Genomic DNA, 12,783 nt, shown 5'->3' with positions numbered 1-12,783 from the left:
CCACATGGATCTGAGATTCCGCGACGCCAAGCCCACCGACGAGGAGCGCGCGGCGGTCGACGACCTGCTCGGCCCGCCCGCCTCCGCGTGGACCGGCGGCAGCCGTACCGAGGCCGACCTGCGCATGGCCGTCCGCGCCGAGGAGGCGCGCGACCAGTTGCTGCCCGCCCTGCACGCGGTCAACGACCGTGTCGGGTGGATCAGCGAGGGCGCGCTCGACTACATCTGCCGCCGGCTCAACGTGCCGCCGGCCGAGGCGTACGGCGTGGCCACGTTCTACTCGCTGCTCTCCGTCGAGGAGCGGCCCAAGCGGGTGCTGCACGTCTGCACCGACCTGGCCTGCCAGGCCAAGGACTCCAAGGCCGTGTGCGACCGCGTACGCGAGCGCTTCGGCCCGCCCGGCAAGGACTGGCAGGAGAGCCCCTGCCTCGGCCTGTGCGAGCGAGCCCCCGCCGCGCTCGCCCTGGAGGCCGGCGTGCCGCACCGGGCCGAGGTGTACGCCCCCGCCACCCCCGACACGATTACCACCATCACCGGCACCACGCCCGGCACCAACGGCCATGCGCCCGCCGTGCACGTCGCCGGCGAGACGCCCGTCAAGGAGGCCGTGCCGCAGTCCGGCGACCCCGGCCTGGTGCTGCTGCGCCGCGTCGGGCAGGTCGATCCGGCCAGCCTCGACGACTACCGGGCGGCCGGCGGCTACACCGCGCTGCGCCGCGCCTTCGAGCTCGGGCCGACCGGGGTGATCCGCGAGGTGCTGGAGTCGGGCCTGGTCGGCAGGGGCGGCGCCGCCTTCCCCACCGGCCGCAAGTGGGAGGCCACCGCGCGCCAGCCCGACCACCCCCACTACCTCGTGTGCAACGCCGACGAGAGCGAGCCGGGCACGTTCAAGGACCGGGTCGTGATGGAGGGCGACCCGTACGCGCTCATCGAGGCGATGACCGTCGCCGCGTACGCCACCGGCTGCACCAAGGGCTACCTCTACATCAGGGGCGAGTACCCGAGGGCGACCGCGCGGCTCCAGCACGCCATCACCACCGCCCGCTCCCGTGGGCTGCTCGGCGACGACATCCTCGGCAAGGGGCTGTCGTTCGACATCGAGCTGCGCAGAGGCGCGGGGGCGTACATCTGCGGCGAGGAGACCGCGATCTTCAACTCCATCGAGGGGCGGCGCGGCGAGCCGCGCAGCAAACCGCCCTTCCCCGTGGAGAAGGGGCTGTTCGGCAAGCCGACCGTGGTCAACAACGTCGAGACGCTGGTCAACGTGCTGCCGATCCTGGAGCGCGGCGCGCCGGCGTACGCGGCGGCCGAGCCCAAGCTGTTCTGCGTCTCCGGCGCGGTCGAACGGCCCGGCGTGTACGAGCTGACCTTCGGCGCCACCCTGCGCGAGCTGCTCGACCTGGCCGGCACCACCGGCACCACCAGGGCCGTGCTGCTCGGCGGCGCCGCCGGGGCGTTCGTCACCGACCTCGACATCCCGCTCACCTTCGAGGGCACCAGGAACGCCGGCGCCACCCTCGGCTCCGGCGTGGTGCTCGTCATCGACGACTCCGTCGACCTCAAGGCGCTGCTGCTGCGCATCGCGGAGTTCTTCCGCGACGAGTCCTGCGGGCAGTGCGTGCCCTGCCGGGTCGGCACCGTACGGCAGGAGGAGGCACTGCACCGCCTCACCCGCCGCGTCGATCCGAACGAGCCGCGCCGGGACGACGACCCCGACCTGGTGCTGCTGCGCGAGGTCGGGCAGACCATGCGCGACGCCTCCATCTGCGGCCTCGGGCAGACCGCCTGGAACGCCGTCGAATCGGCCATCGACCGTCTGGGAGTGTTCAAATGATCCCGCTCCAGCCGCCCCGCCGGCTCATCGACGTCGAGATCGACGGCGAGACCGTACGGGTGCCGGAGGGCTCCACGATCCTCGACGCCTGCCAGGCGGCGGGCAAGGACGTGCCCACCCTCTGCTACGGCGACACGCTCACCCCGAAGAACGCCTGCCGGGTCTGCGTCGTGGAGGTGGAGGGCGCCAGGACGCTGGCGCCCGCCTGCTCCAGGAAGGCCGAGCCGAACATGAAGGTCGGCACCGACACCGAGCGGGCCCGCCAGAGCCGCAAGGTCGTGCTCGAACTGCTCGGCTCGTCGGTCGACCTGTCCACCACGCCGCGCGCCGCCGAGTGGACCGAGGAGTACGGCGCCGACCCCGCCAGGTTCGGCGACGAGGCCGCCACCGTCGAGCAGCCCGCCAAGGTGGACAACGACCTCTACGTCCGCGACTACAGCAAATGCATCCTCTGCTACAAGTGCGTGGACGCCTGCGGCGACCAGTGGCAGAACTCCTTCGCCATCTCCGTCGCCGGGCGCGGCTTCGACGCCGAGATCTCCACCGAGTTCGACGCCCCGCTCACCGACTCGGCCTGCGTCTACTGCGGCAACTGCGTCGAGGTCTGCCCCACCGGGGCGCTGTCGTTCAAGACCGAGTACGACATGCGCGCCGACGGCACCTGGGACGAGTCCCGCCAGGCCGAGACCACCACCGTCTGCAGCTACTGCGGCGTCGGCTGCAACCTCACCCTGCACGTCCAGGACAACAAGATCGTCAAGGTGACCTCGCCGCACGACAACCCCGTCACGAAGGGCAACCTCTGCGTCAAGGGACGCTTCGGGTACGGATATGTCTAGGGTCACCGTCAAGAAGCGCATCCTGCGGGTGAAGGACGCCGCCCGCGTGCGCAAGGTCGACGCGCTGGCCGCCGAGGAGCCGCTGGAGATCCGGCTCAACGGCACCCCGCTGACCGTCACCATGCGCACGCCGGGCGACGACTTCGACCTGGCGGCCGGGTTCCTCGTCAGCGAGGGTGCCGTGGGGTCGCCGGGCGACATCTCCACCATCCGCTACTGCGCCGGGGCCACCGTCGAAGGGCAGAACACCTACAACGTCCTCGACGTACGGCTCGCCCCCGGCGTGCCCGAGCCTGAGCCGCGCAACTTCTACACCACCTCCTCGTGCGGCGTCTGCGGGAAGGCGTCGCTGGAGGCCGTACGCACAGTGGCTCGCTGGAGCGCGGGAGACGACCCGGTCGAGCTGGCGCAGTCGACTGTCGCTGCCCTGCCGGACCGGCTGCGCGCCGCCCAGCGGGTCTTCGACAGGACCGGGGGCCTGCACGCGGCCGGCCTGTTCACGGCCGACGGTGAGCCGCTGTGCGTACGCGAGGACGTCGGCCGGCACAACGCCGTCGACAAGCTGCTCGGCTGGGCGCTGCGCGAAGGGCGGCTGCCGCTGCGCGGCACCGTCCTCATGGTGTCGGGGCGGGCGTCGTTCGAGCTGGTGCAGAAGGCCGTCATGGGCGGGATACCGGTGCTCGCCGCGGTCTCGGCGCCGTCCTCGCTCGCCGTCGAGCTGGCCGCCGACGAGGGACTGACGCTCATCGGGTTCCTGCGCGGGAACTCGATGAACGTCTACACGGGTGAACGCCGGCTGAGCGCCCGTACAAGCGTCACCTCGGGCGCCGGCAACGGCTCTGCCGACGCACGATCACCGAGGTGATGACGGGATGCCGACGGCGGCGCCGGGCCCCCAGCGCCGCCGTCCGGCATCCCACCTGTCTAATTGCCGCACTCCGTGCGGCGGGCTCGGTCGCCCCTGACGCCGCCGCCTTCCCCCGCTCTGGTCGCTCCGCTCCCGCCGCTCCTCCAGGCGACGGCGGCTCCCTCGCGGGGTCACTTCCCTTCCTTCTCAAAGGGACCGCACCACGTGCGGTGGGAAAGTCGCCGGATGGCGCCGGCCAGGCCGTCACCCCCTGAAGCGTCCTGACTCGGGGGATTTTGACAACCATTTTCATTTTGGCGCATACTGACTCACATGATGTCAGGATTTTCCCGGTCGTGGACTGTCGGCCTGCTGGCCACAGCCGCGCTGCTCACCACCACTGCCTGCGGTTCCGGTACGGCGGACACCTCCGCCGGGTCCGAGGGCGGCAAGCCCGAAGTGATCGCCGCCTTCTACCCCCTGCAGTGGCTGAGCGAGCAGATCGGAGCATCCGACACCCAGGTGAGCGTGCTGACCGCCCCCGGCGTCGAGCCGCACGACCTGGAGCTGGGCATCCAGCAGGTCACCCAGCTGAAGAACGCCGCACTCACCGTCTACATCAAGGGCATCCAGCCCGCCGTGGACGACGCCGTGGACCCGGAGACGAGCTTCGACGCCGCCACGGCCGTCCAGACGATCCCCGCGGGTGAGCACGAGGAGGAGCACGCCGGGGAAGAGCACGACCACGAGGTCGCGTACGACCCGCACATCTGGCTCGACCCCGCCCGCCTGGCCACCGTCGCCACCAAGCTCGGCGAGCGGCTCGCCACCGCCGACCCCGCGCACGCCCAGGGCTACAAGGACCGCGCCGCCAAGACGGCCGCCACGCTGGGCACCCTCGACCAGGAGTTCGCCAAGGGCCTCGGCGCGTGCCGCACCAAGACGATGGTGACCGCGCACGAGGCGTTCGGCTACCTCGCCGACCGCTACGGGCTCAAGCAGGTCGGCATCACGCTCGACCCCGAGACCGAGCCTTCCCCCACCCGCCTGTCGGAGGTCGGCAAGCTGGCCAAGGCGGAGGGCGTCACCACCATCTTCACCGAGTCCCTGGTCAGCCCGAAGGTGGCCGAGGTGCTGGCGAGCCAGGTCGGCGCCAAGACGGCGGTGCTCGACCCGCTGGAGAGCAAGCCCTCGGGCGACTACGTCTCAGCCATGCGCGATAACCTCAAAACCCTACAAACAGCACTGGGGTGTACGTCATGACGGAAACGGCCTTCGCGATGACCGGCGGCCGGGTCACCTTCGATGGCAAGCCCGTCCTTCGAGGGATCGACCTGACCGTCTGTCCCGGGGAGGTCGTGGCCCTGCTCGGCGCCAACGGCTCGGGCAAGTCGACGCTGGTCCGCGCGCTGCTCGGCCTCACGCCGCTGACCGGCGGCACGACCTTGATGTACGGCACCCCGCCGGCCAGGTTCCGCGACTGGTGGCGCATCGGCTACGTGCCGCAGCGCCTCCAGGTGGGCGGCGGCGTGCCCGCGACCGTCCGCGAGGTGGTCGCCTCCGGCCGCGTCGCCAGGCAGCGCCGCCTGCGCAGGACCAGCGCGGCCGACAAGGCGGCCGTGGCGAGCGCCCTCGAGGCCGTGCGCCTGGCCGACCGGGCCGGCGACCCCGTCCAGTCGCTGTCGGGGGGCCAGCAGCAGCGGGTGCTCATCGCCCGCGCGCTGGCCGGGGAGCCCGACACGTACGTGATGGACGAACCCACCGCCGGCGTGGACGCCGACACCCAGCAGCTGCTCGCCGACACCCTGGGCGGGCTGGTCCGCGAGGGCAAGACGGTCGTCCTGGTGGCCCACGAGCTGGGCCCGCTGGAGCCGATCATCACGCGCGGCGTGGTGATCCGCGAGGGCCGCGTCGCCCACGACGGGCGGCCGCCCCGGCCCGAGGGCGAGTGCGCGCGGCCGGGACACGAGCACCAGCACCCGCACGCCGCCGAACCCGTCGGCGGCCCGCTGACCGGGTGGCAAGGGGAACCAAGGTGATCTTCGAACTTCTGCAGGAACAGCTCTTCCAGCTCGCGCTCATCGCGGCGCTGCTGGTCGGGCTCTGCGCGCCCGCCGTGGGCACGTTCATCGTGCAGCGCAGGCTGGCGCTGCTCGGCGACGGCGTCGGCCACATCGCGCTGACCGGCGTCGCGCTGGGGTTCCTGACCGGCAGCGCGCCCGTGCTCACCGCCGTTCTCGTGTCCATCGCCGGCGCCGTGGCCATCGAGCTGGTCAGGGCGCGCGGGCGCACCAGCGGCGACGTGGCGCTGGCGCTGATGTTCTACGGCGGCATCGCGGGCGGCGTCATGCTCATGGCCATCGCGCCCGGCGGCAGCAACGCCAAGCTCAACTCCTACCTGTTCGGCGCCATCGCCAGCGTCACCGTCGAGGACATCTGGGTGGTCGCCGCGCTCGCCGTGGCCGTGCTCGCGGTCGTCCTGATCTTCGGCAGGGAGCTGTTCGTGCTCTGCCAGGACGAGGAGATGGCCAAGGCCAGCGGCCTGCCCGTACGGTTCCTGAGCCTGCTCATCGCCGTCACCGCCGCGCTCACCGTGGTCATCGCCATGCGCGTGGTCGGCCTGCTGCTCGTCAGCGCCCTCATGGTGATCCCCGTGGCCACCAGCCAGCAGCTCACCCGCGGGTTCCGTACCACGATGGGGCTGGCCATGCTGTTCGGGGTGCTCGCCTCCGTGGGCGGCCTGCTCGCCTCCACCTACTCCGCCAAGGTGCCGCCGGGGGCCGCGATCGTGCTTCTTGCGCTCGCCGGCTTCGTCCTGGCGCTCGGGGTCGGTAAATTCGTACGTCGAGGGCGTACCCAGGAGTCGACATTGAGCGAGCGGCCAAAGCTGCGCATCGAGGAGGTCGCATGACGACGAGGCGCGATGCCGTGCATGACACCCTGCGCAGGAGCGAGGGGTTCCGCAGCGCGCAGGACGTCTATGCCGAGATGCGCCTGCACGGCGCCAAGATCGGGCTGACGACCGTCTACCGCGCGCTCCAGGCCCTGGCCGACGGCGGCCAGGTCGACGTGCTGCGCACCGACGACGGCGAGTCCGTCTACCGCGCCTGCGCCACCGACACCCACCACCACCATCTGGTGTGCCGCCGCTGCGGGCGCACGGTCGAGGTGGCGGGGCCCGCCGTCGAGCGGTGGGCGGAGATGGTGGGCAGCGAGCACGGCTTCACCGAGATCACGCACACGGTCGAGGTGTTCGGCACCTGCGCGGGCTGCTCGACGGCGGTCAGGTCGAGCTGACCGGCCCCGCGCCCGGCTCCTCGGCCGCCCGCACCGGCACCGCGTCCGGTTCCGGCCTCGCGTCCGGTTCCCGTACCGCGTCCGCACCCGGCCGCCCGGTCGCTTGACCCGGTTCCCCGGCCTGCTCGGGTGACGGGGTGCGGCGGGAGCCGTACAGGACGCCCAGCACGATCACCGCGCACCCGGCGAGCTGCACCACCGACGGCCGCTCGCCCAGCGCGAGCGCGCCGATCGCCACCGTCGTCATGGGCTGGATGAGCAGCAGCAGCGCGGTCAGCGCGGCGGGCTGGCGCGGCAGCGAGTACGTGATCAGCGACCACCCGAGCACCTGCGGCCCCAGCGCGAGCAGCAGCAGCCACCAGTGACCCGGCCAGGTGGGCACCAGGTCGGCGCCGCCGAACAGCGGGCTCAGCACCGCCATGACGACGGTGGCCACCACGGTCGCGTGCGCCAGCGGCCCGGCCGCGCGATCGCCCCCGCCGCCCTTCATCAGCAGCAGGAACACGGCGTACGACACGGACGTCGCCAGCCCCGCCAGCACCCCCTTGAGCGGGTCGCTGCCGTAGGCGGCGCTGTCGAACACCCCGGAGATCAGCACGACGCCGGTGAAGACGACCGGCGTACCGAGCATGAGGCGGGTGGACGGCCGCTCACCGAACAGCCCCCACGCCGCGAACGCCACCAGGAACACCTGCAGGTTGCCCAGCACGGTCGCGAGGCCCGCCCCCACGTAGTCGATCGCGTGGTGCCAGAACAGCAGGTCGAACGCGAACGCCACGCCCGCCGCCCACGCCGCGGGCAACGCCCTGCGCGGCAGGGGCCCCAGCCTGCGCCGTTCGCGCCAGGCGAGGAACAGCAGCGGAGGTACGGCGTACGCGCAGCGGAACACCGCCGAGGTGGCGGGCGACACCTCGGACAGCCGGACCAAGGGGGCCGAGGTGGAGATGATGAGCGCTCCGGCGATCGCGATCAGCACGATACGGCGATGTGCGCTCACCGAAACCCCCGAAGTCCCGTATAGGAGATACGCTGCGACCACGCTAGATCCCGGCGCGGACAGGAGTCAACATGCCGTTTGGCCATGACATGGTGCATGCATTGGCCACCGTCGTCGAGCTGGTCAACACCTCGCCTTCCACCGGAGGCGACGAAGGACTGGCCGGCCTGGACGACCTCCAGGCGTTCGTGGAGTCACGCCAAGTCAGCGGCATCGACAAGATCACCGCCCGCGACCTCGGCCAGGTCCGCATGGTGCGGGAGGCGTTCCACCGTGTCTTCACCGCCCCCGACCAGCCCACGGCCGTACGCACCCTCAACGCCCTGCTCGCCGAGACCCGCATCACGCCCCGCCTCACCGAGCACGACGGCCACCCGCTGCACGTCCACTACTTCGCCGCCGACGCCAGCCTCGCCGAACACGTGGCCGCCGACTGCGGCGTCGCCCTGGCGCACCTGCTGGTCGAAGGCGAGGCCGAACGCCTGCGCACCTGCTCGGCCCCCGACTGCGACCGCGTCTTCGTCGACGAGTCCCGCAACCGCTCCCGCGTCTACTGCGACAGCCGCACCTGCGGCAACCGCATGCACGTAGCCGCCTACCGCGCCCGCCGCCGCGCCTGACCCGTACTCGAACCACGCTCGAACCCGCGAACGAGCCGCTCGTTGCGCCTGGAAAGCGGGGCTGGACGCCCCGAAGGTGTCCAAGTCGTCGTCGGGCGTCCGCAGGTTCACCTCGCTCGACCTCGCGCGCATCGCCGACCTGTGCGGCGTGTCCGTCGACTGGCTGCCCGGCGTGGCCCAGCCCACCCCCGCCACCTCGGCCCGCACCGCCGGGGCTCGCGTCACCCCATCCGGCGCCACCGGCCATCGGCGCCAGCCCTCCGAGAACCGTCCTCTCCACCTCATGAGAGCCGTGGCAGGAGCCCGCGTGTGCCGCCGAATCAGGCGCAGCTGTGATCGGCGGGCCTGAGCTCGTCTGGAGGGCGGCGGGACGGAAGGCCGCCCTCAAGGGCTCCGAGGTCAGACCGGGTTGGGGAGGGCGCCGCCGTAGCGGCGATCGCGCTTGGCGAAGATTTCGCAGGCTTCCCACAGGTCGCGGCGGTCGAAGTCGGGCCAGAGGCGGTCGAGGAAGACCATCTCGGCGTAGGCCGACTGCCAGAGCAGGAAGTTGGAGAAGCGCTGCTCGCCCGACGACCGTATGAACAGGTCGACCGGCGGGATCTCCGGCTCGTCGAGGTAGCGGGCGAAGACCTTCTCATTGACCTTGCCGGGCTTGACGCGGCCGGCGGCGATGTCGGCGGCCAGCTTCAGTGCCGCGTCGACGATCTCGGCCTGCCCGCCGTAATTGACACAGAATTGCAATGTGAGCTTGCGGTTGGCCGTCGTCATCTCCTCGGCGGCCTGGAGCTCCGAGATGACGCTCTTCCACAGCCGGCCCGGCCGGCCGGCCCACCGCACGCGTACGCCCATGGCGTGCAGCTCGTCGCGCCGCCGCCTGATGACGTCGCGGTTGAAGCCCATGAGGAAGCGCACCTCGTCGGGCGAGCGCTTCCAGTTCTCGGTGGAGAACGCGTAGGCGCTCAGGTAGGGGATGCCCAGCTCAAGGGCCCCTTCGATGACGTCGAAGAGCGAGGATTCGCCCGCCTTGTGGCCTTCGGTGCGGGGCAGTCCACGGGCCTTGGCCCAGCGGCCGTTGCCGTCCATGATGATGGCGACGTGCTGGGGCACCAGCTCTCGCGGAATGGGCGGCGGGGTCGCCCCCGACGGGTGCGGGGACGGTGGTCGTACGTTCACGCGGGCTCCCTTTCGACGTGTCGGAGAGAGCGTATTCCGTGTTCGAGGTGCCATTGCAGATAGGCGGCGACCAGGCCGCTGCACTCGCTGCGATGGCGTGACTCCGAAGCGTCGGCGGTGGCCCAGTCGCCGCGCAGCAGCGCCGTCATGAGCCCGATGGTCTCACCGGCGGGCACCACGGCGCCGGCCGGCTTGCAGCCTCCGCACACCACGCCACCTGCGACGATGGCGAACGCCCTGATCGCGGGCGCCTGGCATTTGGCGCACGCGTCGAGGGCGGGCGCGTAGCCGGCCACGGCCAGGGAGCGCAGGAAGTAGGCGTCGAGCACCAGCCGGGCCTCGTGCCCGCGGTCGGCGAGGGTGCGCAACCCGCCCACGAGCAGCAGGAACTGCCGCAGCGCCGGCTCCTTCTCCCCCTGCGTCAGCCGGTCGGCGGTCTCGAGCATCGCGCTGCCGGCGGTGTAGCGGGGGTAGTCGACGGCCAGCGCCTCTCCGTAGGGTCTGATCGTCTCCGCCTGGGTGATGACGTCGAGCGTGCGTCCGGTGTGAAGCTGCAGGTCGACGTGCGTGAACGGCTCCAGCCTTGCCCCGAAGCGTGAGGTCGTGCGACGGACCCCCTTCGCCACCGCGCGGATCTTGCCGGTGCGCTTGGCCAGGATGGTGACGATGCGGTCGGCCTCACCGAGCTTCTGAGTGCGTAGAACCACGCCTTCGTCACGGTAGAGACTCACTCGCACATCTTACGGCCGACCTGTATACCGACGGACGAGACGTTACGGTCATGCTCTGGTGACGCGACTTTGCGTCACTCTCACTAGACTTTGACGCCTGTCCCCGCATTACCCGTTGTTCAACCCCCCGCTACCGCCTCGAAAGGGAGTCATGACCCGCGTGGTCCTGCTGGGTGCTTCGCCCGGCCCCGACATCTCTCCGACCGGCCTGAGGCTGGCCGCGCTGCCCGGTAATCCCACCGTCGCCGAGCGCCTGCGCGGCCAGCTCTCATCAATGGACCCGCGTTTCGCGACGGTCCAGACGGGCGATGTGGCCGCCGCTCTGCGCGCCGTGGCCGACGTCGCCGAGTCAGCAACGGAGAGCCTGTTCCTCATCCCGGAGAACTCTGTCGTCCACGACGAGCTGATCTACCAGATCACCAAGTCCAAGCGCGGTGCGCTGGCGCTCGTCGCGAAAGAGCCGCGTACGGGGGTGACGGAGGACAACGGCCAGGAGGAGACCGGGCCGGAGGAGCCCGTCACCGAGGACGAGGGTCCCGGAGACCGCATCCCCATCGACGAGGCCGAGCCGGAGATCGGGCTCAACCGCGTCGAAGGGCTGCCGGTGCGGGTGCGCATCGGCAAGTCGCGCGTCGTCTCGGTCGGCACCGCCAACCACGCGGTGACCAGGCCCAACGGCGTGGTGCTCGGCCCGCTGCACATCAGCGCGCGCAACGCGCCGGTGCTCGCGCAGACGTGCCGCGAGCTCGCCGACATGGCGCACCGCTTCGGTGCCGACGACGACCTGATGCAGCTCATCGTCTTCGGCCTCGTACGCAACGGCGTGTCGGTCGGCATCCGCGGCCGCCGCGACCTGTTCTACCGCCGGGTCACCACCCAGGAGGAGATCAACGAGGCCGGCGCCGAGATGGCCGGCATGGACGAAGACCGCTCCAGGCTCAACAACGCGGTCAAGGGCGCCGACGGCTTCTTCACCACGTACTTCGTCTCCACCTACTCCCGCTACATCGCCCGCTGGGCCGCCCGGCGCGGCCTGACCCCCAACCAGGTCACGCTGATCTCCATCGCGCTCGGCGTGGCGGCCGCCGCCTGTTTCGCGACCGGCGACCGGCCCTGGATGGTGGCGGGCGGCGTGCTGATCTACTTCGCCTTCGTCTTCGACTGCGTCGACGGCCAGGTCGCCCGTTACGCCCGCAAGTTCGGCGTGCTGGGGGCATGGCTGGACGCCACGTTCGACCGGTTCAAGGAATACGTCGTCTTCGCCGGCCTGGCCATCGGCTGGGTGGTCTCCGGCCACGGCGACGAGATCTGGATTCTCGCGCTCGCGGCGATCGGCCTGCAGTCCGTACGCCACCTGCTCGACTTCTCCTTCGGCGCCGCCCGCCGCCGCAAGCCGCCGTCCCCCCTCCCCTCGATCCCCCTCGACTCCGCCGACGACCGCGAGCTGCGGCAGGCGCTCAGCACCCGTAAGGTGGAGCGGAGCCAGGGTGTCCGAGGCATGCTCAAGATGTGGACGAAGGCGGGCAAGTACCGCGCTGTCCACTGGGCGCGTAAGATGATCGTCTTCCCCATCGGCGAGCGTTTCGCGGCCATCGCGATCACCGCCGCCCTCTTCGACGCCCGGATCACCTTCATCACGCTGGTGATCTGGGGTTGCGTCGCCGCCGCCTACACCCTCACCGGACGCCTCATGAGGTCGCTCGTATGATCACCCACCCGCAGGCCATGGCCACCCCCACGCCGGATCCCGACGAGGAGCGCCGCCGCATCCAGACCGCCCGGCTCGTCGCCTATCGGGACGACGGCCCGCTCGCCCACGCCCTGTCCACCCGGATCGGGGCCGGCCTGCCACCCGTGCCCACCACGCTCGTCGCCCTGCTCGCCGTGGTCGCCATCACGGTCGCCGGGCTGCTGGAGCCGGGCCCCATCCTCCTGCTGCCCGTGGCCGTCGTGCTGCTGCTCGTGCTGCCCACGACGTCGCGCGACCACCTGGGCCGCTTCGACTGGCTCACCCCGCCGCTGGTGCGCGGCGCCGAGTTCTTCACCATCATCGCGATCGGCCTGGCCGCGGACGCGCCGAAGTGGCTGCTGTTCGTGCTGGTCTACGTCGTCGGCTACCACACCTACGACACCGTCTACCGCACCCGGCAGAGCATCTGGCCGCCCGCCTGGGTCTTCCGCGCCGGTCTCGGCTGGGAGCTGCGGCTGGCCATCATCGGTGTCGGTGCGGCGTTCGGCGCGGTGACGCCGGTGCTCGCGGTGCTGACGGCGTACCTGTTCGTGCTGTTCGCCGTCGAGAGCGTGACGAGCTGGGTGCGCCTGGACAAGGCGTCCGCCCAGGCCAGTGCCGACGCTGAGCAGGACCTGGAGGCCTCCCCTGAAGACGCCCTCGAGCAGGCCACGGGAGAGGCGGAGAAGGGCTGACCCGACGCCCGACCGCAGCTC

At 71.3% G+C, this 12,783-nt stretch carries 14 protein-coding genes; 11 read left to right on the top strand and 3 right to left on the bottom strand.

Annotation, left to right across the window (positions count from 1 at the left end):
- The first annotated feature begins 4 nt into the window (after positions 1–4).
- The 7 genes from ACFFR3_RS38910 (at position 5) to ACFFR3_RS38880 (ending at position 6,817) form a co-directional block, all read left to right on the top strand.
- Positions 5–1,834 carry an NAD(P)H-dependent oxidoreductase subunit E gene (locus ACFFR3_RS38910; RefSeq protein ID WP_379484754.1) on the top strand — a complete coding sequence of 610 codons (1,830 nt, stop codon included), beginning with the start codon at positions 5–7 and terminating at the stop codon, positions 1,832–1,834.
- Positions 1,831–2,673: a 2Fe-2S iron-sulfur cluster-binding protein gene (locus tag ACFFR3_RS38905; protein ID WP_345399306.1), complete on the top strand. Its 843-nt coding sequence runs from the start codon at positions 1,831–1,833 to the stop codon at positions 2,671–2,673. Before ACFFR3_RS38910 ends, ACFFR3_RS38905 begins: the two co-directional genes overlap by 4 nt.
- A complete protein-coding gene (gene fdhD / locus ACFFR3_RS38900; RefSeq protein ID WP_345399304.1) occupies positions 2,666–3,538 on the top strand; it encodes a formate dehydrogenase accessory sulfurtransferase FdhD in 873 nt (290 codons plus the stop codon). The genes ACFFR3_RS38905 and fdhD overlap by 8 nt, the downstream gene beginning before the upstream one ends.
- A gap of 315 nt (positions 3,539–3,853) precedes the next feature.
- A complete protein-coding gene (locus ACFFR3_RS38895; RefSeq protein ID WP_379484753.1) occupies positions 3,854–4,783 on the top strand; it encodes a metal ABC transporter substrate-binding protein in 930 nt (309 codons plus the stop codon).
- The gene (locus ACFFR3_RS38890) at positions 4,780–5,559 is read left to right on the top strand and encodes a metal ABC transporter ATP-binding protein (protein WP_345409624.1); all 780 of its coding nucleotides are present in this window, start codon (positions 4,780–4,782) and stop codon (positions 5,557–5,559) included. The genes ACFFR3_RS38895 and ACFFR3_RS38890 overlap by 4 nt, the downstream gene beginning before the upstream one ends.
- Positions 5,559–6,431 carry a metal ABC transporter permease gene (locus ACFFR3_RS38885; RefSeq protein ID WP_364377846.1) on the top strand — a complete coding sequence of 291 codons (873 nt, stop codon included), beginning with the start codon at positions 5,559–5,561 and terminating at the stop codon, positions 6,429–6,431. Before ACFFR3_RS38890 ends, ACFFR3_RS38885 begins: the two co-directional genes overlap by 1 nt.
- Complete coding sequence (locus ACFFR3_RS38880; RefSeq protein ID WP_345399302.1) at positions 6,428–6,817, top strand: Fur family transcriptional regulator; 390 nt, start codon at positions 6,428–6,430, stop codon at positions 6,815–6,817. Before ACFFR3_RS38885 ends, ACFFR3_RS38880 begins: the two co-directional genes overlap by 4 nt.
- Here ACFFR3_RS38880 and ACFFR3_RS38875 read toward each other — a convergent pair.
- Entirely contained in the window at positions 6,804–7,793 is a 990-nt protein-coding gene (locus ACFFR3_RS38875) for a DMT family transporter (protein WP_379484752.1), read from the bottom strand. The two genes, ACFFR3_RS38880 and ACFFR3_RS38875, sit on opposite strands and share 14 nt — an antisense overlap.
- Positions 7,794–7,885: 92 nt before the next feature.
- Between ACFFR3_RS38875 and ACFFR3_RS38870 the strand changes: the two genes are divergently transcribed.
- Together ACFFR3_RS38870 and ACFFR3_RS38865 are read left to right on the top strand one after the other, a co-directional pair.
- On the top strand, positions 7,886–8,434 hold the full coding sequence (locus tag ACFFR3_RS38870) for a CGNR zinc finger domain-containing protein (RefSeq protein WP_364377619.1): 549 nt from the start codon (positions 7,886–7,888) through the stop codon (positions 8,432–8,434).
- Positions 8,435–8,510: 76 nt separating this feature from the next.
- Positions 8,511–8,783, top strand: a complete 273-nt coding sequence (locus tag ACFFR3_RS38865) for a hypothetical protein (RefSeq protein ID WP_364377621.1) — start codon at positions 8,511–8,513, stop codon at positions 8,781–8,783.
- 50 nt (positions 8,784–8,833) lie between these two features.
- Here ACFFR3_RS38865 and ACFFR3_RS38860 read toward each other — a convergent pair whose 3' ends face one another.
- Entirely contained in the window at positions 8,834–9,661 is an 828-nt protein-coding gene (locus ACFFR3_RS38860) for an isoprenyl transferase (protein ID WP_364377623.1), read from the bottom strand.
- Positions 9,604–10,338: a DNA repair protein RecO gene (recO, locus tag ACFFR3_RS38855; RefSeq protein WP_345399287.1), complete on the bottom strand. Its 735-nt coding sequence runs from the start codon at positions 10,336–10,338 to the stop codon at positions 9,604–9,606. Before recO ends, ACFFR3_RS38860 begins: the two co-directional genes overlap by 58 nt.
- 151 nt (positions 10,339–10,489) lie before the next feature.
- On the opposite strand from recO, the gene ACFFR3_RS38850 reads away from it, so the two are divergent.
- Positions 10,490–12,046 carry a CDP-alcohol phosphatidyltransferase family protein gene (locus tag ACFFR3_RS38850; protein ID WP_364377626.1) on the top strand — a complete coding sequence of 519 codons (1,557 nt, stop codon included), beginning with the start codon at positions 10,490–10,492 and terminating at the stop codon, positions 12,044–12,046.
- Positions 12,043–12,762, top strand: a complete 720-nt coding sequence (locus tag ACFFR3_RS38845) for a DUF5941 domain-containing protein (protein WP_364377628.1) — start codon at positions 12,043–12,045, stop codon at positions 12,760–12,762. The genes ACFFR3_RS38850 and ACFFR3_RS38845 overlap by 4 nt, the downstream gene beginning before the upstream one ends.
- Positions 12,763–12,783 lie beyond the last annotated feature (21 nt).

The organism is Nonomuraea salmonea (assembly GCF_042428605.1).
In the GTDB taxonomy this organism is placed as follows: domain Bacteria; phylum Actinomycetota; class Actinomycetes; order Streptosporangiales; family Streptosporangiaceae; genus Nonomuraea; species Nonomuraea salmonea.
The sequence above is the reverse complement of the archived record's forward strand: the minus strand, read 5'-3'. Positions and strand labels throughout refer to the sequence as shown.

What these genes read in the sequence shown, in the direction of transcription:
- ACFFR3_RS38910 (WP_379484754.1), top strand. Translation starts at nt 5, where the DNA reads ATGGATCTGAGATTCCGCGACGCCAAGCCCACCGACGAGGAGCGCGCG.
- ACFFR3_RS38905 (WP_345399306.1), top strand. Translation starts at nt 1,831, where the DNA reads ATGATCCCGCTCCAGCCGCCCCGCCGGCTCATCGACGTCGAGATCGAC.
- fdhD (WP_345399304.1), top strand. Translation starts at nt 2,666, where the DNA reads ATGTCTAGGGTCACCGTCAAGAAGCGCATCCTGCGGGTGAAGGACGCC.
- ACFFR3_RS38895 (WP_379484753.1), top strand. Translation starts at nt 3,854, where the DNA reads ATGATGTCAGGATTTTCCCGGTCGTGGACTGTCGGCCTGCTGGCCACA.
- ACFFR3_RS38890 (WP_345409624.1), top strand. Translation starts at nt 4,780, where the DNA reads ATGACGGAAACGGCCTTCGCGATGACCGGCGGCCGGGTCACCTTCGAT.
- ACFFR3_RS38880 (WP_345399302.1), top strand. Translation starts at nt 6,428, where the DNA reads ATGACGACGAGGCGCGATGCCGTGCATGACACCCTGCGCAGGAGCGAG.
- ACFFR3_RS38870 (WP_364377619.1), top strand. Translation starts at nt 7,886, where the DNA reads ATGCCGTTTGGCCATGACATGGTGCATGCATTGGCCACCGTCGTCGAG.
- ACFFR3_RS38860 (WP_364377623.1), bottom strand. Translation starts at nt 9,661, where the DNA reads ATGGCACCTCGAACACGGAATACGCTCTCTCCGACACGTCGAAAGGGA.
- ACFFR3_RS38850 (WP_364377626.1), top strand. Translation starts at nt 10,490, where the DNA reads ATGACCCGCGTGGTCCTGCTGGGTGCTTCGCCCGGCCCCGACATCTCT.
- ACFFR3_RS38845 (WP_364377628.1), top strand. Translation starts at nt 12,043, where the DNA reads ATGATCACCCACCCGCAGGCCATGGCCACCCCCACGCCGGATCCCGAC.